Here is a 20577-nt window from a genome sequence, read left to right on the forward strand (position 1 = left end):
CTCTTTACCGCTTTACCGATTCTTCGGACGCCCCTTGCCGATGTCCTCGATGCGCACGATCCCGTGCCCTTCCGCGGTCGTGCGCGGCACGGCCTTCCATGCGTGGCCGTAGATCACCTCGAACGTGAGCGGGATCGTGCCGTCCTCGCGCCGGCGCGCGTCGAGCGCATCGCCGAGCGCCGCGCGAAAGCGCCGCGTCGCATGCTGCGGCGCCGTGCGCTCGAACGGATAGGCGCCCCAGCGGCGCACGTCGGCGAGCAGCGTATCGGGGGATTGGTAGGTGACGGTCAGCACTTCCTGGTCCATCACGGGAATTTCGAAGCCGCTCTCGACGAGCATGTCGCCGAGGTCGTGCATGTCGACGAAATCGATCACGCGCGCGGCGGGCGGCGCGACGCCGAGCGCCGCTTCGGCGTCCGCGCAGGCCGCGCGCAGCTCGCGCAGCGTGTCGGGGCCGAGCGTGCTGAACATCAGCAGCCCATTGACGCGCAGCACGCGCTGCCATTCGGGGAAGACGGTATCGGGACGCGAATGCCAGTGGAGCGCGAGATTCGACCAGATCAGGTCGAACGCGCCGCCGGCAAACGGCAGCGCGGCGAAGTCGGCCTGCGCGACGCGCGGGCCGCGCTGGCCCAGCGCCCGGCCGAGCGACGCCGGCAGCCAGCGGCGCCAGGTGGTCTGCTCGACCTCGCGCTGACCGGCCCGCGCGAGCATCGCGCCGGACAGGTCCACGCCGAACACCGGCGCTTCCGGAAAGCGCGCGCGCAGCGCCGGCAGGTCGTCGCCCGGGCCGCAGCCCGCGTCCAGCACGGCCGCGGGGCTCACCTTGATGTATTCGAGGCGCTCGTTCATCCGCTGCGCGATCTCGCGCGGCAGGAACGCAACCGCGTCGAACGTGGCGGCACGGCGGTCGAAGATCCGCCGCAGGCGCCTGGCGTCATTGGCCGGACGGCCGGTGGAAGTCGAAGCTGGGGACATGTCGGGCACACTGGCGAAGAGCCCGAAGTATACTCGCTCGCCTCGCAAGCTTCATTGAGGCGGCATGCCAGGAGTGTTGCGATGGTCCGCGGTTCCGCCGAGCGCACGATGCGCGTCGTTTTGTCGCAGGTTCGCGCGCTGGTCGTGCGCGTCGCCGCGGTCACGCTGCCGAATCGCTGCGCATTGTGCGGCAATTTGTCACACGCGGTGATATGCGGCGCCTGCGATGCCGCGTACTGGAATGAAGCGCGGCTGCGCTGCGAGGTTTGCGCGGTGCCGCTCGGTGTCGGGCACGCGCGGTCACGCGGCGGCGGTCGCAGCGGCGTCGGTAGCACGTCCGCGTACCGGTGCGAAACGTGCTGCACCGCGCCGCCGCCGTTCGACGCGACGCTCGCGCTCGCCGATTACCGCGCGCCGCTCGACGAGCTCGCGCGCGGCCTGAAGTTTCACGCACGGCTCGCGCTCGGCGGCGAATTCGCGGCCCGGCTGGCGCGGCTGGTCGACGATACGCGCGGCGCGAGCGGCTTCGATCTCGTCGCGCCGGTGCCGTTGTCGCACCGGCGACTCGTCGCGCGCGGCTACAACCAGGCGTGGGCGATCGCGCGTCCGCTCGCGCGCCGGCTCCGCGTGCCGGCGGACGCAGCCTTGCTCGCGCGCGTCGCCGACACCGCGCCGCAGTCGCGGCTCGACCGGCACGCACGGCGCGACAACGTGATGGCGGCTTTCGCGGTGGCAGGCGGCGTCGCCGGCCGCCACGTCGCGCTCGTCGACGACGTGATGACGTCCGGCGCGACGCTCGCGGCGGCCGCGCAGGCGCTGAAGGCGGCGGGCGCCGTGCGCGTGACGAATCTGGTTGCGCTGCGCACCGCCAGGGATTAATTAGATAGAGAGGCCGGCCGCCCGCAGGCGGCCGTCACGAACCGGCCGGCCGGGAACCCGCGCGCATCGCGCGGCCCCGTCGGCCCAGCCAAACCGAAACATGTTCAACGTCGTCCTCGTCGCCCCCGAAATTCCGCCGAACACCGGCAACGTGATCCGCCTGTGCGCGAACACCGGCGCGCACCTGCACCTGATCGAGCCGCTCGGCTTTCCGCTCGACGACGCGCGGATGCGTCGCGCCGGCCTCGACTATCACGAGTATGCGCAGATGCGCGTGCACCGCGACTGGGACGCGTTCGTCGCCGCCGAAGTGCCCGATCCCGCGCGGATGTTTGCGTTCACGACGCGCGGCTCGGGCCGCTTCCACGATCACGCGTTCCTGCCCGGCGACTGGTTCGTGTTCGGCTCGGAAACGCGCGGCCTGCCCGCCGAGCTGCTCGAACGCTTCCCGAACGAACAGCGCGTGCGCCTGCCGATGCGGCCGGACAACCGCAGCCTGAACCTGTCGAACACGGTCGCGGTGGTCGTGTTCGAGGCGTGGCGCCAGGCCGGCTTCGAGGGCGGCGCCTGACGCGCGCCGGACGCGCCCCGCGGCGCTGAAGGCGTCAGGTTCGCGCGAGCCGCGCGCAGTACAGGTCGTAAATGTCGGGGGAAAAGCACGCGAATATCACGCGTGCGAGGCTCGGCGCCTGCGGCAGCATTTCGGCGACGGTGCCGACTGCAATGTCGACGGCCTCGCCGGCCGGATAGCGATAAATACCGCAACTGATCGCCGGAAACGCGATCGACGTCGCGGCGACTTCTTCGGCCAGTTCGATCGCGCGCCGGTAGCACGACGCGAGCAGATCGGCTTCGCCGCGTGCGCCGCCGTACCAGACCGGCCCCACCGCGTGGATCACGTAGCGCGCAGGCAACCCGTGGCCGCGCGTGAGCTTCGCGTCGCCGGTGTCGCAGCCGCCGAGCGTGCGGCACTCGGCGAGCAGGCCGGGGCCGGCCGCGCGGTGGATCGCGCCGTCGACGCCGCCCCCGCCGAGCAGCGAGCCGTTCGCCGCGTTGACGATCGCATCGACGTCGAGCGTCGTGATGTCGACGCGTTGCGCATCGAGCGTGGTGGAATGGATCTGCAGCATGACACCCTCGCGGAACGCCGGAGACGATTCAAGCGTAGTCCGCTTTGGCGCCGCGCGCCCGGCGCAATCGTGCCGGGCGATCGCGGCCCGTGCTACTCGGCGCGCGCGTCGCGGCGCAGCAGGCCGCTGACGGCGTCGCGCGGCGCGATCCCGTCGAACAGCACGCCGCACACGGCTTGCGTGATCGGCATGTCGATCGACTGCGCGCGCGCGAGCGCCAGCACGGCCTGCGCGCAGCGCACGCCTTCGGCCACGTGGCCGAGCGCGCCGAGGACGTCGTTCAGCGTGCGGCCGGCCGCCAGTTGCAGGCCCACCGTGCGGTTGCGCGACAGGTCGCCCGTCGCGGTCAGGATCAGGTCGCCGAGGCCCGTGAGGCCCGTGAAGGTTTCCGCGCGGCCGCCGAGCGCCACGCCGAGCCGCGACATTTCCGCAAGGCCGCGCGTGATCAGCGCGGCGCGCGCGTTCAGCCCGAGGCCGAGGCCGTCGGAAATGCCGGTCGCGATCGCCAGCACGTTCTTCACCGCGCCGCCGACCTCGACGCCGACCACGTCGTCGCCCGTATAGATCCGCATCGCGCCGTGATGGAACGCGGCAAGCGTGCGCTCGCGGCATTCGGCCGACGCGCTCGCCACCGTCAACGCGACGGGCAGCGACTGACCGACCTCGCGCGCGAAGCTCGGCCCCGACAGCACGCCGTTGCTCTGCTGTTCGGGCAGCTCGGCCGCGATCACCTGATGCGGCAGCAGATGCGTGTCGGCCTCGAAGCCCTTGCAGACCCAGACGACGTGCGCGGGCACGCAGCCCGCGTCGCGCATCGCGTGACACAGCGTGCGCAGCCCGGCCACCGGCGCGGCGATCACGCACAGCGCGTCGTCCGCGGCGCCATGCGCGAGCGCGGCGCCGAGATCGGCGTCGTAGCGCAGCGCGTCGGGCAGCGCGATGCCGTCGAGATAGCGGGAATTTTCGTGCCGGGCCTGCAGCCCGGCGATGAGCGCGGCGTCGCGCGCCCACAGAAGCGTATCGTGCCGCGCGGCCAGATGGCCCGCGAGCGCGGTGCCCCAGGCACCGGCGCCGAGAACGGCTACTTTCATACCCAGCACCGGTCCGAGCGAAACGTCAGTTCAGCGTCGTGCCATTCGGCGCGCCGTTCGGTGCACCTGCCGCGCCGGCCTGCTGCTGAAGCTGCGCGAGACGCTGCTCGTACAGCGCCTGGAAGTTGATTTCCGCGAGGTGGATCGGCGGGAAGCCGGCGCGCGTGATCGCGTCGGCGATGTTCGAGCGCAGGTACGGGAACAGGATCGTCGGGCACGCGATGCCGACGAGCGGATCGAGCTGTTCGTCCGGAATGTTGCGGATGTCGAAAATGCCCGCCTGCTTCGCTTCGATCAGGAACGCGACCTTGTCCTTCACCTTCGCGGTGACGGTACCCGACACGACGACTTCGAACACGCTTTCCGCGAGGCGGTCGGCCTTGACGTCGACTTCGACTTCAACCGACGGCATGTCCTGCTCGAGGAAGATCGCCGGCGAATTCGGCTGCTCGAGCGACATATCCTTCAGGTAGACGCGCTGGATGTTGAAGAACGGTTGGTTTTCGACGTCGGACATGGTGTTTCCCTAAAAGTGGTGACGGGGCGGCCCGGCTGTTCGCCGGCCGCCACGGATGAATCCTGCGCGCCCAAGCCCGCGGCGCGGCCGGCGGCCATTCTGCCCTAATCAGGCCGCTTGCAGAAGCGGCACGAGGCCGCCTTCGCGGTCGAGCTTCGACAGATCGTCGTAACCGCCGACGTGCGTGTCGCCGATATAGATCTGCGGCACCGTGCGGCGCCCCGTGCGCGTCATCATTTCCTCGCGGCGGGCCGGATCGCGATCGATCAGCACCTTCTCGATCTGCTCGACGCCGCGCAGCTTCAGCAGGCGCTCGGCCTGCATGCAATACGGACACACCTGCGTGCTGTACATCAAAACCTTGTTCACTTCGCCACTCCTTGTTTGACGACCGGCATCCCGGCCTGCTGCCAGGCGGCCACGCCGCCCTCGAGCACGTGCACCTCGGCGTAACCCGCCGCCTCGACCTCGCGCGCCGCCTTCTGCGACTGCTGGCCGTTCTGGCAGACGAGCAGCACCGGGGTGCTCTTGTTCTTCGCGACCTGCGCAATTTTCGCGCCGATCTCGCCCGCCGCGACCTGACGCGCCGACGGCAGATGGCCGGCGGCGAAATCGGACGCGGTGCGCAGGTCGATCACGACCGCGTTGCGGCGATTGATGAGCTGCGTCGCCTCCGCGGCCGACAGGCCGCCGCGGCCACGGCGCAGGGCCGGCCATGCCAGCAGGCCGCCGGAAACCAGCAGGATCGCGATAAGGGCCAGGTTCGTGTAATTGGTAAAGAACGTCACGGAATGTCGCCGGAAAAAGAGAAATCGGATGAGGACAATCCGGCCATTATAAAATAACCGCCTTGCGCGATGGCGGGCCCGGTCCGGGCGCCGCGCGACGCGCCCCGCTTCCCTCTCACTACCGACCGCAAGATCCATGTACAAACTCGTTCTCATCCGCCACGGCGAATCGACGTGGAACAAGGAAAACCGCTTCACCGGCTGGGTCGACGTCGACCTGACCGAACAGGGTCGCAACGAGGCCTACCAGGCCGGCGAATTGCTCAAGGAGGCCGGCTACACGTTCGACATCGCGTACACGTCGGTGCTCAAGCGCGCGATCCGCACGCTGTGGCACGTGCAGGACAAGATGGACCTGATGTACCTGCCGGTCGTCCATTCGTGGCGCCTGAACGAGCGCCACTACGGCGCGCTGTCGGGCCTCAACAAGGCGGAAACGGCCGCGAAGTTCGGCGACGAGCAGGTGCTCGTGTGGCGCCGCAGCTACGACACGCCGCCGCCCGCGCTCGAGCCGACCGACGAGCGCGCGCCGTTCAACGATCCGCGCTACGCGAAGGTGCCGCGCGAGCAGCTGCCGCTCACCGAATGCCTGAAGGACACGGTCGCGCGCGTGCTGCCGCTGTGGAACGAGTCGATCGCGCCGGCGGTGCGCGCCGGCAAGCAAGTGCTGATCGCCGCGCACGGCAACTCGCTGCGCGCGCTGATCAAGTACCTCGACGGCATCTCGGACAGCGACATCGTCGGCCTGAACATCCCGAACGGCGTACCGCTCGTGTATGAACTCGACGAGAACCTGAAGCCGATCAAGCACTACTACCTCGGCGACGCGGACGCGATCGCGCAGGCGCAGGCCGCCGTCGCGAAGCAGGGCAAGGCGGGCTGACGCCCGGCGCGGCGCCGGGCCCGGCCTCGGCCCGCACGCCGCGCGAACCTTCCCGGCCCTGCCGCGGTCGAATCCGCTTTCGAACCCCGCAGCGCGCCCGGCGGCGCCCCGGCCGGGCCCTCAGCGGCCTTTTCGACGCTTTTCGCGCCGTTCCACTGAGTAATCGGACGAACAGTTATACTTGTCCGCTACATCCCCGCTACCGCCACGCGCTTCCCGACCGCACCAGACTCTCTATGCGAATGAATTTGAAGAACATCGGCCTGATTGCCGCGGGCCTCGCCACGGGCGTGTTCGCCACGCTGCAGGTTTCCGCATCGGCCGAGCAGACCGCCACGGCGCCGCTTCCCCTCGACCAGCTCCGCCTGTTCGCGGAAGTATTCGGGCAGATCAAGCGCGAGTACGTCGAACCGGTCGACGACAAGAAGCTGCTGACGGCCGCGATCAAGGGCATGGTGTCGAGCCTCGACCCGCACTCGTCGTTCCTCGACAAGACCGACTATGACGAACTGCAGGAGCAGACGAAGGGCCGCTTCGCGGGCCTCGGCATCGAGATCTCGCAGGAAGACGGCCTCGTCAAGGTGATCTCGCCGATCGAGGATACGCCCGCGTTCCGCGCCGGCATCCGTCCGGGCGACCTGATCACGCGCATCAACGACAAGCCGGTGCGCGGCATGACGCTCGACAAGGCCGTCAAGCAGATGCGCGGCGAGCCGGGCACCAAGGTCACGCTGACGATCTTCCGCAAGAGCGACGACCGCACGTTCCCGGTCACCGTCACGCGCGCGATCATCAAGGTCCAGAGCGTGAAGATGAAGATGCTCGATCCGGGCTACGCGTACGTCCGCATCACGAGCTTCCAGGAGCGCACGACGCCCGATCTCGCGCAGAAGCTGCAGGACATCGCGCGCCAGCAGCCGAACCTGAAGGGCCTGATCCTCGACCTGCGCAACAACGGCGGCGGCCTGCTGCAGAGCGCGGTCGGCGTGGCCGGCGCGTTCCTGCCGCCCGACTCGGTCGTCGTGTCGACCAACGGCCAGATCCCCGATTCGAAGCAGGTCTACCGCGATACGTACGACAACTATCGCCTGCCGTCCTTCGACGGCGATCCGCTGAAGAACCTGCCGCCGGTCTTCAAGACCGTGCCGATGATCGTGCTGACGAACGCGTATTCGGCGTCCGCGTCGGAAATCGTCGCCGGTGCGCTGCAAGATTCGAAGCGCGCGCAGATCATGGGCAAGACGACGTTCGGCAAGGGTTCGGTGCAGACGGTCCGCCCGATGACGGCCGACACCGCGCTGCGCCTGACCACCGCGTACTACTACACGCCGAGCGGCCGTTCGATCCAGAACAAGGGCATCACGCCGGACGTGCCGGTCGATCAGTACGCGGACGGCGATCCGGACGACGTGCTCGTGACGCGCGAGGTCGACTACACGAACCACCTCGCGAACACGCAGGACCCGAACGAGAAGAAGGAACAGGAAGAGCGCGAGCAGCGCCGGCTGGATCAGCTGCGCATTCTCGAGGAGCAGAACGACAAGAAGACGCCGGAGCAACGCCAGAAGGATCGCGATCGCAAGCCGATCGAGTTCGGCAGCGCCGACGACTTCATGATGCAGCAGGCGCTCAACAAGCTCGAAGGCAAGCCGGTCCAGGCGTCGAAGTCGCTGCTCGCCGAGAGCACGACGAAGGGCCCGGCCGCCAAGGCCGCCACGGCGGCGAAGGCATCGGGCGCGAGCGCCGCGAAGCCGGCTTCCGCACCGAAGCCCGCGTCGGCGCCGCAGTAAGCGCCGGGCGGCATCCAACGGGCCATCGCGGGAAGACCGCGATGGCCCGTTTTTCATGCGCGCCTAAAATAACGAACGTCCGCCCGCCTCGCTCACGATTCCCCATGAACGACGATCAACTCCTTCGCTATTCCCGCCACATCCTCGTCGACGAAATCGGCATCGATGCGCAACAGCGCTTTCTCGATGCGCATGCGATCGTCGTCGGCGCGGGCGGCCTCGGCTCGCCGGCCGCGATGTATCTCGCGGCGTCGGGGGTCGGCACGCTCACGCTCGTCGACGCCGATACGGTCGACCTCACGAACCTGCAGCGGCAGATCCTGCACGGGACGGCGTCGGTCGGCCGCAGCAAGGTCGAATCGGGGCGCGACGCGCTCGCGCAGCTGAATCCCGAGGTGACGGTGAACGCGGTCGCGGCGCGCGTCGACGACGCGTGGCTCGATGCGCACGTGCCGCACGCGAGCGTCGTGCTCGACTGCACCGACAACTTCGCGACGCGGCATGCGATCAACCGCGCATGCGTCGCGCACGGCGTGCCGCTCGTGTCGGGCGCCGCCCTGCGCTTCGACGGCCAGATCAGCACGTTCGATTTCCGCGACGCAGCCGCGCCCTGCTATGCGTGCGTGTTCCCGGAAGACCAGCCGTTCGAGGAAGTCGCGTGCGCGACGATGGGCGTGTTCGCGCCGACCGTCGGGATCATCGGCGCGATGCAGGCGGCCGAGGCGCTGCGCGTGATCGGCGGCATCGGCAAGACGCTCAGCGGGCGGCTGATGATGCTCGATTCGCTGCGAATGGAATGGACGACGATGAAGATCGCGCGCCAGGCCGACTGCCCCGTGTGCGGGGGCCGGCACTGACGCGCGACGGGCATGCGCCAGAGCGCGCATGCGTGACACTTCTCTACCGTTAGCGGCGGCGAAAACGCCTACGCGGCCGCATCCGCGCGCGGCTCGGCGACCGACAGCCGCTGCAGCGCCGCCTGCACTTCTTCCGGCTCGAACGCGGCCAGCACGTCGGCCGTCGGCTTCTCGAGCGCTTTCAGGTGCGCGCGCAGGATCTCCTGCTTCACGACGAGCAACTGGCTCGGGTGCATCGAGAACTCGGTGAGCCCCATCCCGAGCAACAGGCGCGTGAGCGCCGGGTCGCCCGCCATCTCCCCGCACACCGACACCGACACGCCCGCGCGCTTCGCCTCGCGCAACGTGTACGCGATCAGGTGCAGCACGGCCGGATGCAGCGGGTCGTACAGGTGCGCGACCGCGTTGTCGGCGCGATCGATCGCGAGCGTGTACTGGATCAGGTCGTTCGTGCCGATCGACAGGAAATCGAAGCGCTTCAGGAACAGCGGCAGCGCGATCGCCGCGGCCGGAATCTCGATCATCGCGCCGAGGCGCACGTTCGGATCGTATGCGAGCCCCGCGTCGTCGAGCTGGCGTTTCGCCTCGCGGATCAGGTCGAGCGTCTGGTCGATCTCCTGCGCATGCGCGAGCATCGGGATCAGGATCTTCACCTGGCCGAACGCGGACGCGCGCAGGATCGCGCGCAACTGCGTGAGGAACATCTGCGGCTCGGACAGGCTCCAGCGGATCGCGCGCAGCCCGAGCGCCGGGTTCGGCGCCGTTTCGTAGCCTTCGTCGAGCGCCTCGAGCGGTTTGTCGGCGCCGACGTCGATCGTGCGGATCGTCACCGGCATGCCCTTCATCCACTCGACGGCGCGCTTGTATGCGGCGAACTGCTCCTCCTCTTCCGGCATCGCCTTCTGATGCATGAACAGGAACTCGGAGCGAAACAGACCAACGCCGACCGCGCCGGCCTCGACGGCCGCCTTCGCGTCGTCGGGCAACTCGATGTTCGCGTACAGGTCGATCTTCGTGCCGCACAAGGTTTGCGTCGGCGAAAACTTCAGGCGCTGCAGCTTGCGTTGCTCGAGCAGCTTCTCGGACTGGCGATACGAGTATTCCTCGAGGACGATCGGCGCCGGATCGACGATCACGATGCCCTGGTCGCCATCGACGATGATCAGGTCGTCCTGGCGGATCAGCGAACTCGCATGCTGGACGCCGACCGCGGCCGGAATGCCGAGGCTGCGCGCGACGATCGCCGTGTGCGACGTGCGGCCGCCGAGATCGGTGACGAACGCCTGGAACGACTGCGTCTTGAACTGCATCATGTCGGCCGGCGCGATGTCGTGCGCGACGACGATCATCTCGTTCGTGCCGTTGCGGGCCGCGCGATCGAGCGCCTGCGACGCGGACGGCGCGCCGGCGAGCGCCTTCAGCACACGCTCGACCACCTGCTCGATGTCAGCCTTGCGCTCGCGCAGGTATTCGTCCTCGATGTCGTCGAAATGGCGCGTGAGCAGTTCGAGCTGCTCGGTCAGCGCCCATTCGACGTTGTAGCGGCGCGTGCGGATCAGGTCGATGGTTTCCTGCACGAGCATCTCGTCGCTCAGGATCATCGTGTGGACGTCGATGAATGCGCCGACTTCGCTCGGCGTGTCGTCGGTCAGGTCGGCGCGCAGCGCTTCGAGCTCGCGACGCACGACGTCGAGCGCAGTGCGGAACCGCTCGACCTCGGCGTCGGTCTGGTTGACCTCGATCAGGTAATGGGCGACGTCGAGCGCCGCCGGCGCGATCAGGTACGCTCGCCCGATCGCGATACCTCGTGAGACGGGAATGCCATGCAGCGTGAAGGACACGCGCACCTCCTCTGTACAAGTAAAGCCGCGGCACACTGCTGCGATGCGCTTATGACCCCGGTTAGCGATTATAAATTCCGCGACTCCCTGTTGACTGCATGCAGCGCAGCATTGCGCATTTCGCATCAATGCTTCCGACGAAAAAAATGCCGCGACATCCGCGGCATTCCGACTGGAAACGGCAACGATCGCGCGTCGCGATCACTGGCCTTCGCCGAACTTGTCGGCGATCAGCTTCAGCAGCGCGTCCATCGCTTCCCGCTCGTCGGGACCTTCGGTCTCGATCGTCACGGTGCTGCCGATGCCGGCCGCCAGCATCATCACGCCCATGATGCTCTTCGCATTGATCTTGCGCCCGTTGCGTGTCATCCAGACTTCCGACTGGAAGTTGCCGGCCAGTTGCGTAAGCTTGGCCGATGCGCGCGCATGGAGCCCCAATTTATTGACGATGGTGGTTTCTTGTTGAAGCATGATTCTCGGTCGGATCGGTCGGGACCGCCGGCGGCGCGCGCAGGCGGGTCGGTCTAAAACGAAAAACGGAGACGGAGGCTCAGGGCGATTCGGTGCGCGGCTGCGGTTCGGGCGGAATCGGCGCGCACTGGCCGCAGCCGGTTTCGCTCGGCGGCGGCGGCGTGCCGGACGACACCTCGTGGACGCCCTTCGCGCCGCCGGACAGCGCCTTGTCGACCAGCTTGTCGAGCGGCACGGTGCGGTAGCAGACGGCCCGCACGAGCATCGGCAGGTTCACGCCGGCCAGCACGCGCACGTTGTCGAGCTTCGCGAGCTGGCCCGCGATGTTCGCGGGCGTCGCGCCGTACATGTCGGTCAGCACGACCACGCCGTTCTCTTCGCGCAGCCGCGCAAGTTCCGCGTGCGCGAACGCCATCACCTGGGCCGGATCGCTGTCGGCCATCACGTCGATGCAGCCGATGCGGGCGGGCACGCCGCCGTAGATGTGCGCGATGCAGTCCCGCAGCGCGGTGGCGAGCGGCGCGTGCGCGATGATCAGGATCCCGGCCATGTCAAATCGCTCCCGGCCGCCCCTGGCGGGCCGATACCCCGCGGCGGGGCAATGAGCGTAGCGAGTATGGGGAACGTTTCATGTTCAGCCTTGCAACAGTGTCGGCCCGACCGCCGGGCCTTCGGTGCGCCGATCACGGCACCGGGCAAGCGGGCATTGTAGCAGGCCGATCAAGCTGCTCCGGCGACGGGGGACCTGCGCGGCCGCCGCCGGAGTTGCGCGGGAGGCGGCCTACGCGGCCGCACGCTCCAGCGCGTCGATGAACATCGCGGCGACGTCGAAGCCCGTCTGCTCCATGATCTCGCGGAAGCACGTCGGGCTCGTGACGTTCACCTCGGTCAGCCAGTCGCCGATCGCGTCGAGCCCGACCAGCAGCAGCCCGCGCGACGCGAGCACCGGCCCCAGCGTGTCGGCGATCTCGCGATCGCGCGATGTGAGCGGCTGCGCGACGCCGAGCCCGCCCGCGGCCAGATTGCCGCGCACCTCGCTGCCCTGCGGAATCCGCGCGAGCGAATACGGCACCGGCTCGCCGCCGATCAGCAGGATGCGCTTGTCGCCGGCCTTGATCTCGGGAATGAACTTCTGCGCCATCACCGAGCGCGTGCCGTCGTGGCTCAGCATCTCGACGATCGAGCCGAGGTTCATGCCGTCCGGCTTCACGCGGAACACGCCCATCCCGCCCATCCCGTCGAGCGGCTTCAGGATCACGTCGCCGTGCTCGGCGTGGAACGCGCGCAGACGCTGCGCGTCGCGCGTGACGAGCGTCGGCGCGACGAACTGCGGAAACTCGCCGATCGCGAGCTTCTCCGAATGATCGCGGATCGACTGCGCCTTGTTGAACACGCGTGCGCCGGCGCGCTCGGCCAGCTCGAGCAGCCACGTCGACGTCACGTATTCCATGTCGAACGGCGGATCCTTGCGCATCAGCACCGCGCCGAACGATTCGAGACGGCGCGCGTCGACCGCGCCGGCTTCGAACCAGGTGTCGCGATGCAGGTCGTCCAGTTCCCCGACGAACGTGATGCGCCGCACGTCGGCCTCGACCGCCGAGCCCGTCCACGCGAGATGGCGCGGTTCGCACGCGTACACCGCATGCCCGCGCCGGGCGGCCTCCGCCATCATCGCGTAGGTCGAATCCTTGTAGATCTTGAAACGCTCGAGCGGGTCGGCGATAAAAAGAATGTCCATGCGGGTCCTGTACGTAGCGAAGGTCCGTTACACCTGGATGGCTTCGGGGTCGGTCTTTTCCAGTTCGATCGACGACGCGATCAGCGACAGCCGCGCGACCACGCCATACATGTAGAAACGGTTCGGCGGCGCGGCGCCCGGCTTGGCGCCTGCATCCGGCAGCGCGGTGTGCTCGAAGCCGAGCGGCACGTAATGCATGCCGGGCGCGTTCAGGTTCTGGTCGCGCTCGCGGCCGCCGTGCGTGCGGTAGAAGCCGCCGACCACGTAGCGGTCGATCATGTACACAACCGGCTCGGCCACTTCGTCGCCGACGCGCTCGAACGTGTAGACGCCTTCCTGCACGATCACGTCGCGCACCGCGAGGCCGGCCTTCGATTCGGCCATCTGCGCGCGCTCGGCCTTCGTCATGCGGCCGATCTCGGCCGCGTCGTGCACGGTCATTACGCCGCGGCCCGCGGTGCCCGCGTCGGCCTTCACGACGACGTACGGCTTCTCGCTGATCCCGTATTCGCGATACTTGCGCGCGATCTTCTTCAGCACGCCGTCGATCGCGTCGGCGAGCGCCTGCTCGCCTTCATGCGCCTGCCAGTCGACGCCTTCCACGTGCGCGAAATACGGATTCACCATCCACGGATCGACGCCGACCATCTTCGCGAACTTCTTCGCGACGTCGTCGTAGCACGCGAAGTGCGTCGACTTGCGGCGCACGGCCCAACCCGCGTGCAGCGGCGGCAGCAGATATTGCTCGTGCAGGTTTTCCAGCACGGCCGGGATGCCGGCCGACAGGTCGTTGTTCAGCAGGATCGAGCACGGATCGAAATTCTTCAGGCCGAGGCGGCGCTGCGAACGCTCGAGCGGTTCGAGCACGATCTTCTGGCCGTCGGCCAGCGTGATCGGCGTCATGTCGGTGATGCCGGGGTCGAGCGAACCGAAGCGCACGTGCAGGCCGGCCTGGCGCATGATCGTCGCGAGCCGCGCGACGTTTTCCAGGTAGAACGCGTTGCGGGTCGGGAGCTCGGGAATCACGAGCAGATTCTTCGCGTCCGGGCAGATCTTCTCGATCGCGGCCATCGCGGCCTGCACGGCGAGCGGCAGCACTTCGGACGGCAGATTGTTGAACGCGCCGGGAAACAGGTTCGCGTCGACGGGCGCCAGCTTGAAGCCGGCATTGCGCAGGTCCACCGAACAATAGAACGGCGGCGTGTGTTCCTGCCATTCGAGCCTGAACCAGCGTTCGATCGCAGGCGTCGCGTCGAGGATCTTCTGCTCGAGTTCGAGCAGCGGACCGTTCAACGCGGTAACGAGGTGGGGAACCATGAATCACTCGCGAGCGGGAGAATGAAGATTGTAGAGCAATTGCCTTGCCCATTTGGGGATTGTTCCCGGCTTCGCAAGGGTTACGAGGAAGTTTTCGGCTATTGACCCGATAGCGTGAAGGGTTATCCGCTACGGCAGTGGGTGACAGGAGAAAAAAAACCCGCCGGGTGGGCGGGTCGAAGTCGCTGCGCTCATTCGGGGCGGGCGCCGTCTGCGCGGCGGCCCGCCATGGATTCGTGTGACTTATTCCACGTGCTCGCCGTGCAGGATCACGTCGAGACCTTCGCGCTCTTCCTCTTCCGTCACGCGCAGGCCGATCGTCAGGTCGATCAGCTTCAGCAGCACGAAGCTCAGCACGCCGCTGTAGACCAGCGTGATCAGCACGCCCTTCGCCTGCAGCAGCAGGCTGCCGTCGAAGCCGCCGATGTCCTTGACCGCGAATACGCCGGTCAGCAGTGCGCCGAGAATCCCGCCGATGCCGTGCACGCCGAACGCGTCGAGCGAATCGTCGTAGCCGAGCTTCGACTTGAGCCACGTCGCCGACCAGAAGCAGATCACGCCCGCCGCGATGCCGATCACGAGCGCACCCGGTACGCCGACGAAGCCGGCTGCCGGCGTGATCGCCACGAGACCCGCGACCGCGCCCGACACGATGCCGAGCACCGACGGCTTGCCCTTGGCGATCCACTCGGCGAACATCCAGCCGAGCGCCGCGCACGCGGTGGCGACTTGCGTCGTCAGCATCGCGAAGCCGGCACGGCCGTCGGCCGCGACCGCGGAACCCGCGTTGAAGCCGAACCAGCCGACCCACAGCATCGAGCCGCCGATCATCGTCAGCACCAGGTTGTGCGGCGCCATCGATTCGCGGCCGTAGCCGACGCGCTTGCCGAGCACGAGGCACGACACGAGGCCCGCGATACCGGCGTTGATGTGCACCACCGTGCCGCCCGCGAAGTCGAGCACGCCGTCGGCCGACAGCCAGCCGGTCGGCTCCCACACCATGTGCGCGATCGGCACATAGACGATCAGCGACCAGAGCGTCATGAACACGAGCATCGCCGAGAACTTCATCCGGTCGGCGAACGCGCCGCAGATCAGCGCCGGCGTGATGATCGCGAACGTCATCTGGTAGACGAAGTAGACCGATTCCGGAATCGTCGACGCGAGGTGGCTGACGGTCAGCGTGGTCGCCTTGTCGCCCTTGATGTAGTTCATGCCGTGCAGGAACACGCGCGACAGGCCGCCGATGAAGCCGTTGCCCGGCGTGAACGCGAGGCTGTAGCCGACCACCGTCCACAGCACCGTGATCACCGCGGTGATCGCGAAGCTCTGCATCACGGTTGCCAGCACGTTCTTCTTGCGGACCATGCCCGCGTAGAACAGCGCGAGGCCAGGGATCGTCATGAACAGCACGAGCGCGGTGGACGTCAGCATCCACGCGGTGTCGCCCGCGCTGATCTTCGACGAATCGACCGAGAACGGGGCGGTGGGCGCAGCCGGGGCGGCCGGCGCGGACGCGGCGGCGGCAGCCGATGCGTCGGTCGCGCCCGAAGCCGGTGCGGCAGCGGCGGTGGCGGATGCGTCGGCGGCCGGCGCAGAAGCGGCCGGGGCTGCGGCAGCCGATGCGTCGGAAGCCGTGGCGGCGGGTGCCGAAGCAGCCGCGGTGGAACCAGCCGCGGCGGACGCCGCGTCGTCCGCGAGCGCGGAACCGACGCCGGCCGCGATCAGCGAGCCGGCCATCAGCAGGGACATCAGAAGTTTGCGCATCTTGGGTTTCCTCTTGTCGCTTGTCTTGTCTGTTCTGTTACAGCGCGTCCGCGCCTGTCTCCCCGGTGCGAATCCGGATCACTTGTTCGATCGGCGTGACGAAGATCTTGCCGTCGCCGATCTTGCCCGTGCGCGCGGCCCGCTCGATCGCTTCCACCGCCTGGTCGACGAGATCGTCGGACACGGCCGCCTCGATCTTCATCTTCGGCAGGAAATCGACCACGTATTCGGCGCCGCGGTACAGCTCGGTATGCCCCTTCTGGCGCCCGAACCCTTTCACCTCCGTCACCGTGATGCCGGAGACGCCAAGCGCCGACAGCGCCTCGCGCGTCTCATCGAGCTTGAACGGCTTGATGATTGCGGTAATGAGTTTCATGAAGTCCTCTCGCTGGGTTGTCCCGTCGAATAGAGTTGGAATGTTGTAACGGACTCTTCTCAGCAACTCGCATGCCATGTTGGCCCGAACACCGTCTCGAAGGGCTCCGGAACGGGGTCATATCCCGCGGTGTAAGGCGCCGAAGCCCGGCCGAATGGCCAACATCGGCCGGTTTGCTGGCGCGGCGAAAGGATCGTTGCTAGAGTGCACGCACGTCCCGGATCGCCGGGCCATTCACCCATGCGGGCGCCATGCCCGGAATTCGCGCCCCGCGCGCACCATTTCCGGTCATGCGTGCATCATGGGCACGTACGCAACTGAAGATGCACATTTTTTGTGCAAGGAAGGGGAATCACATGAAGCAACCCAGCGACGTTTTCAACGATCTGCAGTCGCGCGTCAGCGATTTGCTGAAAAACTCGCCGGCCAAGGACGTCGAGCGCAACGTGAAGGCCATGCTGTCGCAAGGCTTCTCGAAGCTCGACCTCGTCACGCGCGAGGAATTCGACACCCAAGCACAGGTGCTCGCCCGCACCCGCGTGCGGCTCGAGGAACTCGAAAAGCGCGTCGCGGAACTCGAGCAGAGGCTCGCCGCCCCGCAGGCCTGACGCCCCACCCGGCCGCAAGGTCCGGGCGCGGGCCGCGTCGTGCGGCCTGCGCCCGCCACCCGAAGCCGTTCCGCCCCGCTTCGTCGTCCGTCGTTCTTCGCTGCACCCTCCGCTCTTCGTAGTCCATCGCTCTTCGCAGTCCATCGCTGTTCGTCGTTCGCAACACCTCGTTCTTTCCCCGCGCCACGCCGGCAAGCGCGCACCGATTTCTCCGATTCCCGCGGCATGCGGCCCCGAACGGCCGTCGCCGCCTGTCATGCAGGAGCCTCGCCATGTCGCTCGCCGTGGTGCGCAGTCGCGCGCCCGCTTCCGGCCGCGCGCCGGACGTCACCGTCGAAGTCCATCTCGCCAACGGGTTGCCGTCGTTCTCGATCGTCGGGCTGCCCGATCTCGAAGTCCGCGAAAGCCGCGAGCGCGTACGCGCCGCGCTGCAGAACTGCGGATTCGAATTCCCGGTGCGCCGTATCACCGTCAATCTCGCGCCGGCCGACCTGCCGAAGGAATCCGGCCGCTTCGACCTGCCGATCGCGCTCGGCATCCTCGCCGCGAACGGCCAGATCCCGGCCGACGCGCTGGCCGGCCGCGAATTCGCGGGCGAGCTGTCGCTGACCGGCGCGCTGCGGCCGATGCGCGGCGCGTTCGCGATGGCGTGCGGCGCCGCGCGGGACTGGCGGGCGGACGCATGCGGCGCGGGCGTCGTCGGCGGCGCGGGCCTGAATGCCGGCGCACCGCGCGATTCCGTCGCGGCATCGCGTCCGCCCGAGCTGTACCTGCCGCTCGACAGCGCCGCCGAGGCCGCGCTCGTGCCGGGCGTGACCGTATTCGGTGCGCGCGACCTGCCCGCGCTGTGCGCGCACCTCGCCGATGCGCCGGACGGACGGCTCACGCCGGTCGCGGCGCCCTGTCTCGACGGCCTGCCGGCGCCCGCCGCGCCCGACCTCGCGGACGTCGTCGGCCAGCGCGGCGCGCGGCGTGCGCTGGAAGTCGCGGCCGCGGGCGGGCATCACATGCTGATGGTCGGCCCACCCGGGGCCGGCAAGTCGATGCTGGCCGCGCGCCTCGCCGGGCTGCTGCCGCCGCTGACCGATGACGAGGCGCTGACCTCGGCCGCGCTGCTGTCCGCGAGCCGGCTCGGCTTCTCGCCCGCGCAGTGGCGCCGCCGGCCGTTCCGTTCGCCGCATCACTCGTCGAGCGCCGCCGCGTTGGTGGGCGGCCGCAATCCGCCGCAGCCGGGCGAAATCACGCTCGCGCACCTCGGCGTACTGTTTCTCGACGAACTGCCGGAATTCGACCGGCACGTGCTGGAAATGCTGCGTGAGCCGCTCGAAGCCGGCCGCATCACGATCTCGCGCGCGGCGCAGCAGGCCGACTTCCCTGCCGCGTGCCAGCTGATCGCCGCGATGAACCCGTGCCCGTGCGGCTGGCACGGCGATCCGTCCGGGCGCTGCCGCTGCTCGCCGGACGTGGCCGCGCGCTATCTGCGCAAGCTGTCGGGGCCGCTGCTCGACCGCATCGACATCCAGATCGACCTGCCCGCGCTGTCGCCGGCCGAACTCGCGACCCGCGCGACGGCGCCCGGCGAGCCGAGCGCGGCGGTCGCCGCCCGCGTCGCACAGGCGCGGGCGCTGCAACTCGAGCGGCAGGGCAAGACGAATCACATGCTGAGCGGCCGCGAAACCGACGACCTGTGCCGGCCGACCGACGAGGGCGAGCGGCTGCTGCGCGAGGCCGGCGAGCGCTTCGGCTGGTCGGCGCGCGCGTATTTCCGCGTGCTGAAAGTCGCTCGGACGATCGCCGACCTGGCCGGCGACCCGCTGCCGACGGCCGCGCAGATCGCCGAGGCGATTCGCTACCGGCGTGCGCTGACGGCACTGTGAGCGCGCGAGGAGGACAAAATCAGGCTGTCAAGACTTGACTTATACACAATTCCACTCATCCGGCCCCGGATCGCGGCTCGCCGCGGCCTTTGCCGGACCGAATTCGTATCCTGTTGTTTTAATTGATTTTTCTCAAACGTCGAACGGGCGACCAAACGAGCCGGAAGGCCGTCCGGCGCGGCTTTGCGGGAAATACGCGCGACTTTTCAACAAAGTTATCCACATGCGCTGTGGATAGTCGAAAAACTCTCGCAAAATCCGGCGATTAGCGTCGAAAGCTGCGAATGAACTTTCAGTTGTCACCGCGTGTCTGAGCGCCCTCGCCGGCCACCGTCAATCGAGTTTGAACGAGCCGAAAAACTGGTCGAGCTGCTCCTGCGCGAGCGGCCCGTCGGCGATCACGACGGCCTGGTACGCGTGCCGGCCGCGCACGGCAAGCCGCGCGACGATCGTCTTGCGCGCGCGATCGCCGCCGGCGGCCGCGCCCGCGATGCGCAGTTCGAGCCCGTTCACCGCGCCGCCGGCTGCGAGCGGCACCGGCACCGACGCCGTCTGCGGCGTGCCTTCGAGGTTGCGCGACAGTCCCGCGCGCAGGAAGTCGAGCGCCGCGCGCCGTGTGTCGTCGCGATCGTCCGGCAACGTCAGCGTGCCGACCGCGAATACCGCGCCGTCGACGTGCGCGGCCTGCATCCGCATCGGCATCGACTTGCCGCCGAGCGCGACCGGCTGCTCCTCGACGGTCGGCTTCGCCGGCAGGTCGATCGTGTAGCCGGCGTCGTTGTGCAGCGTGCGCCAGTCGTACGACGGCGAGCACGCGGCCAGCGCGGCGCTCACGCAGGCGAGCGCGGCGAAGTGCCGCAGCGGGCGAAAAAGGGGGCGCAACGAATCGGTGACGTCCTTCGGCATGGCATGGATCGCGGCAGGCAAAACGGCGATTATCCACCGAACCTGAAACGGGGATGCGCGGCCGCCGCCGATGCACACGCCGCATTCGCGCTAAAATAAGCGCCGAATTTCGACGTCCTTTGCATCGATCCGCGTCATCGACCCCGAGAGCACCAAGATGAACACCACGCCTCCCGCCCGCCGCAGCACCGGCCCCGTTCGCTACCTCGTCGCGGCCGCCGTCGTCGCGGCGATCGCCGTCGCCGGCTTCTTCGCGTTCAACGGCAAGTCCAGCGTGCCGGACGCGACCTTCACGCTGCTGTCGGGCCAGAAGGTCTCGACCGGCGGCGACCTGAAAGGCAAGGTCTATCTCGTGAACTTCTGGGCGACGAGCTGCGCGACCTGCATGCAGGAAATGCCGCAGATGGTCGATACCTACAATCGCTTCAAGGGTCAGGGGCTCGAATTCGTCGCGGTCGCGATGAACTACGATCCGCCGATGTACGTCGCGAACTACGCGCAGACGCGTCAGTTGCCGTTCAAGGTCGCGCTCGACGACGGCAGCGTCGCGAAGCAGTTCGGCAACGTGCAGCTCACGCCGACGACCTTCGTCGTCGACAAGGACGGCAAGATCCTGAAGCGCTACGTCGGCGCGCCGCAATTCGCGGAACTCGACGCGCTGCTCAAGAAGGCGCTCGACGGCAACGCGGCCTGAGCGCCGCACGACAGGACTCGCAGGGCCGCACGCCGCGCCCTGCTCCGCGAAACGGACCGCACTGCGGTC

General features: G+C 68.3%; 22 protein-coding genes. 8 read left to right on the forward strand and 14 right to left on the reverse strand.

Going from position 1 to position 20577, the window contains the following annotated elements; genetic code table 11:
• Positions 1-12 precede the first annotated feature (12 nt).
• Positions 13-978 carry a methyltransferase domain-containing protein gene (locus JYG37_RS00470; RefSeq protein WP_050014794.1) on the reverse strand — a complete coding sequence of 322 codons (966 nt, stop codon included), beginning with the start codon at positions 976-978 and terminating at the stop codon, positions 13-15.
• 81 nt (positions 979-1059) lie between these two features.
• Here JYG37_RS00470 and JYG37_RS00475 point away from each other — a divergent pair, with 81 nt between their 5' ends.
• Both JYG37_RS00475 and trmL read left to right on the forward strand, forming a co-directional pair.
• Entirely contained in the window at positions 1060-1857 is a 798-nt protein-coding gene (locus JYG37_RS00475; protein ID WP_050014792.1) for a ComF family protein, read from the forward strand.
• A gap of 100 nt (positions 1858-1957) precedes the next feature.
• Entirely contained in the window at positions 1958-2428 is a 471-nt protein-coding gene (trmL, locus tag JYG37_RS00480; RefSeq protein ID WP_124556154.1) for a tRNA (uridine(34)/cytosine(34)/5-carboxymethylaminomethyluridine(34)-2'-O)-methyltransferase TrmL, read from the forward strand.
• A gap of 34 nt (positions 2429-2462) precedes the next feature.
• On the opposite strand, the gene JYG37_RS00485 is transcribed toward trmL, so the two are convergent.
• From JYG37_RS00485 to JYG37_RS00505, 5 genes are all read right to left on the reverse strand, one after another.
• Complete coding sequence (locus JYG37_RS00485) at positions 2463-2987, reverse strand: O-acetyl-ADP-ribose deacetylase (RefSeq protein WP_050014787.1); 525 nt, start codon at positions 2985-2987, stop codon at positions 2463-2465.
• A gap of 92 nt (positions 2988-3079) precedes the next feature.
• Complete coding sequence (locus tag JYG37_RS00490; RefSeq protein WP_050014785.1) at positions 3080-4078, reverse strand: NAD(P)H-dependent glycerol-3-phosphate dehydrogenase; 999 nt, start codon at positions 4076-4078, stop codon at positions 3080-3082.
• A gap of 25 nt (positions 4079-4103) precedes the next feature.
• Positions 4104-4595 carry a protein-export chaperone SecB gene (gene secB / locus JYG37_RS00495; protein ID WP_006481561.1) on the reverse strand — a complete coding sequence of 164 codons (492 nt, stop codon included), beginning with the start codon at positions 4593-4595 and terminating at the stop codon, positions 4104-4106.
• Positions 4596-4703: 108 nt separating this feature from the next.
• Entirely contained in the window at positions 4704-4964 is a 261-nt protein-coding gene (gene grxC / locus JYG37_RS00500; protein ID WP_006477722.1) for a glutaredoxin 3, read from the reverse strand.
• Positions 4961-5383: a rhodanese-like domain-containing protein gene (locus JYG37_RS00505; protein ID WP_050014781.1), complete on the reverse strand. Its 423-nt coding sequence runs from the start codon at positions 5381-5383 to the stop codon at positions 4961-4963. Before JYG37_RS00505 ends, grxC begins: the two co-directional genes overlap by 4 nt.
• A 136-nt stretch (positions 5384-5519) precedes the next feature.
• On the opposite strand from JYG37_RS00505, the gene gpmA reads away from it, so the two are divergent.
• The 3 genes from gpmA to JYG37_RS00520 all read left to right on the forward strand — a co-directional run bounded on the left by gpmA (position 5520) and on the right by JYG37_RS00520 (position 8913).
• Positions 5520-6266, forward strand: coding sequence for a 2,3-diphosphoglycerate-dependent phosphoglycerate mutase (gpmA, locus tag JYG37_RS00510; protein WP_050014779.1), 747 nt, complete (start codon positions 5520-5522; stop codon positions 6264-6266).
• A gap of 236 nt (positions 6267-6502) precedes the next feature.
• Positions 6503-8056, forward strand: a complete 1554-nt coding sequence (locus JYG37_RS00515) for a S41 family peptidase (protein WP_050014777.1) — start codon at positions 6503-6505, stop codon at positions 8054-8056.
• Between the two features lie 104 nt (positions 8057-8160).
• The gene (locus JYG37_RS00520) at positions 8161-8913 is read left to right on the forward strand and encodes a HesA/MoeB/ThiF family protein (protein ID WP_050014775.1); all 753 of its coding nucleotides are present in this window, start codon (positions 8161-8163) and stop codon (positions 8911-8913) included.
• Positions 8914-8981: 68 nt separating this feature from the next.
• Here JYG37_RS00520 and ptsP read toward each other — a convergent pair whose 3' ends face one another.
• The 7 genes from ptsP to JYG37_RS00555 all read right to left on the reverse strand — a co-directional run bounded on the left by ptsP (position 8982) and on the right by JYG37_RS00555 (position 16423).
• Positions 8982-10754, reverse strand: a complete 1773-nt coding sequence (gene ptsP / locus JYG37_RS00525) for a phosphoenolpyruvate--protein phosphotransferase (protein WP_050014919.1) — start codon at positions 10752-10754, stop codon at positions 8982-8984.
• 201 nt (positions 10755-10955) lie between these two features.
• The gene (locus tag JYG37_RS00530) at positions 10956-11225 is read right to left on the reverse strand and encodes an HPr family phosphocarrier protein (RefSeq protein ID WP_006477716.1); all 270 of its coding nucleotides are present in this window, start codon (positions 11223-11225) and stop codon (positions 10956-10958) included.
• A gap of 79 nt (positions 11226-11304) precedes the next feature.
• A complete protein-coding gene (locus JYG37_RS00535; RefSeq protein ID WP_050014761.1) occupies positions 11305-11775 on the reverse strand; it encodes a PTS sugar transporter subunit IIA in 471 nt (156 codons plus the stop codon).
• A 231-nt stretch (positions 11776-12006) separates the two neighbouring features.
• On the reverse strand, positions 12007-12963 hold the full coding sequence (gene gshB / locus JYG37_RS00540) for a glutathione synthase (RefSeq protein WP_124630922.1): 957 nt from the start codon (positions 12961-12963) through the stop codon (positions 12007-12009).
• Positions 12964-12990: 27 nt separating this feature from the next.
• The gene (gene gshA / locus JYG37_RS00545; protein ID WP_050014757.1) at positions 12991-14280 is read right to left on the reverse strand and encodes a glutamate--cysteine ligase; all 1290 of its coding nucleotides are present in this window, start codon (positions 14278-14280) and stop codon (positions 12991-12993) included.
• Between the two features lie 243 nt (positions 14281-14523).
• Positions 14524-16047: an ammonium transporter gene (locus JYG37_RS00550; RefSeq protein WP_050014755.1), complete on the reverse strand. Its 1524-nt coding sequence runs from the start codon at positions 16045-16047 to the stop codon at positions 14524-14526.
• A 37-nt stretch (positions 16048-16084) separates the two neighbouring features.
• A complete protein-coding gene (locus JYG37_RS00555) occupies positions 16085-16423 on the reverse strand; it encodes a P-II family nitrogen regulator (protein WP_006398175.1) in 339 nt (112 codons plus the stop codon).
• Positions 16424-16779: 356 nt separating this feature from the next.
• On the opposite strand from JYG37_RS00555, the gene JYG37_RS00560 reads away from it, so the two are divergent.
• Both JYG37_RS00560 and JYG37_RS00565 read left to right on the forward strand, forming a co-directional pair.
• The gene (locus tag JYG37_RS00560; RefSeq protein ID WP_050014749.1) at positions 16780-17031 is read left to right on the forward strand and encodes an accessory factor UbiK family protein; all 252 of its coding nucleotides are present in this window, start codon (positions 16780-16782) and stop codon (positions 17029-17031) included.
• A 272-nt stretch (positions 17032-17303) separates the two neighbouring features.
• Complete coding sequence (locus tag JYG37_RS00565; RefSeq protein WP_050014747.1) at positions 17304-18908, forward strand: YifB family Mg chelatase-like AAA ATPase; 1605 nt, start codon at positions 17304-17306, stop codon at positions 18906-18908.
• 333 nt (positions 18909-19241) lie between these two features.
• Here the strand turns inward: JYG37_RS00565 and JYG37_RS00570 are convergent, their stop codons facing one another.
• Positions 19242-19814 (reverse strand): hypothetical protein, encoded by a 573-nt coding sequence (locus JYG37_RS00570; protein WP_050014746.1) that lies wholly within the window; start codon positions 19812-19814, stop codon positions 19242-19244.
• A 157-nt stretch (positions 19815-19971) separates the two neighbouring features.
• Between JYG37_RS00570 and JYG37_RS00575 the strand changes: the two genes are divergently transcribed.
• On the forward strand, positions 19972-20508 hold the full coding sequence (locus JYG37_RS00575; protein ID WP_050014745.1) for a peroxiredoxin family protein: 537 nt from the start codon (positions 19972-19974) through the stop codon (positions 20506-20508).
• The last annotated feature ends 69 nt before the right edge of the window (positions 20509-20577 follow it).

This window comes from Burkholderia sp. LAS2, assembly GCF_018417615.1.
Classification (GTDB): domain Bacteria; phylum Pseudomonadota; class Gammaproteobacteria; order Burkholderiales; family Burkholderiaceae; genus Burkholderia; species Burkholderia sola.

Coding starts and splice junctions, on each gene's coding strand:
- JYG37_RS00470 (WP_050014794.1), bottom strand. CDS start 978: ATGTCCCCAGCTTCGACTTCCACCGGCCGTCCGGCCAATGACGCCAGG.
- JYG37_RS00475 (WP_050014792.1), top strand. CDS start 1,060: ATGGTCCGCGGTTCCGCCGAGCGCACGATGCGCGTCGTTTTGTCGCAG.
- trmL (WP_124556154.1), top strand. CDS start 1,958: ATGTTCAACGTCGTCCTCGTCGCCCCCGAAATTCCGCCGAACACCGGC.
- JYG37_RS00485 (WP_050014787.1), bottom strand. CDS start 2,987: ATGCTGCAGATCCATTCCACCACGCTCGATGCGCAACGCGTCGACATC.
- JYG37_RS00490 (WP_050014785.1), bottom strand. CDS start 4,078: ATGAAAGTAGCCGTTCTCGGCGCCGGTGCCTGGGGCACCGCGCTCGCG.
- secB (WP_006481561.1), bottom strand. CDS start 4,595: ATGTCCGACGTCGAAAACCAACCGTTCTTCAACATCCAGCGCGTCTAC.
- gpmA (WP_050014779.1), top strand. CDS start 5,520: ATGTACAAACTCGTTCTCATCCGCCACGGCGAATCGACGTGGAACAAG.
- JYG37_RS00515 (WP_050014777.1), top strand. CDS start 6,503: ATGCGAATGAATTTGAAGAACATCGGCCTGATTGCCGCGGGCCTCGCC.
- JYG37_RS00520 (WP_050014775.1), top strand. CDS start 8,161: ATGAACGACGATCAACTCCTTCGCTATTCCCGCCACATCCTCGTCGAC.
- JYG37_RS00530 (WP_006477716.1), bottom strand. CDS start 11,225: ATGCTTCAACAAGAAACCACCATCGTCAATAAATTGGGGCTCCATGCG.
- JYG37_RS00535 (WP_050014761.1), bottom strand. CDS start 11,775: ATGGCCGGGATCCTGATCATCGCGCACGCGCCGCTCGCCACCGCGCTG.
- gshB (WP_124630922.1), bottom strand. CDS start 12,963: ATGGACATTCTTTTTATCGCCGACCCGCTCGAGCGTTTCAAGATCTAC.
- gshA (WP_050014757.1), bottom strand. CDS start 14,280: ATGGTTCCCCACCTCGTTACCGCGTTGAACGGTCCGCTGCTCGAACTC.
- JYG37_RS00550 (WP_050014755.1), bottom strand. CDS start 16,047: ATGCGCAAACTTCTGATGTCCCTGCTGATGGCCGGCTCGCTGATCGCG.
- JYG37_RS00555 (WP_006398175.1), bottom strand. CDS start 16,423: ATGAAACTCATTACCGCAATCATCAAGCCGTTCAAGCTCGATGAGACG.
- JYG37_RS00560 (WP_050014749.1), top strand. CDS start 16,780: ATGAAGCAACCCAGCGACGTTTTCAACGATCTGCAGTCGCGCGTCAGC.
- JYG37_RS00565 (WP_050014747.1), top strand. CDS start 17,304: ATGTCGCTCGCCGTGGTGCGCAGTCGCGCGCCCGCTTCCGGCCGCGCG.
- JYG37_RS00570 (WP_050014746.1), bottom strand. CDS start 19,814: ATGCCGAAGGACGTCACCGATTCGTTGCGCCCCCTTTTTCGCCCGCTG.
- JYG37_RS00575 (WP_050014745.1), top strand. CDS start 19,972: ATGAACACCACGCCTCCCGCCCGCCGCAGCACCGGCCCCGTTCGCTAC.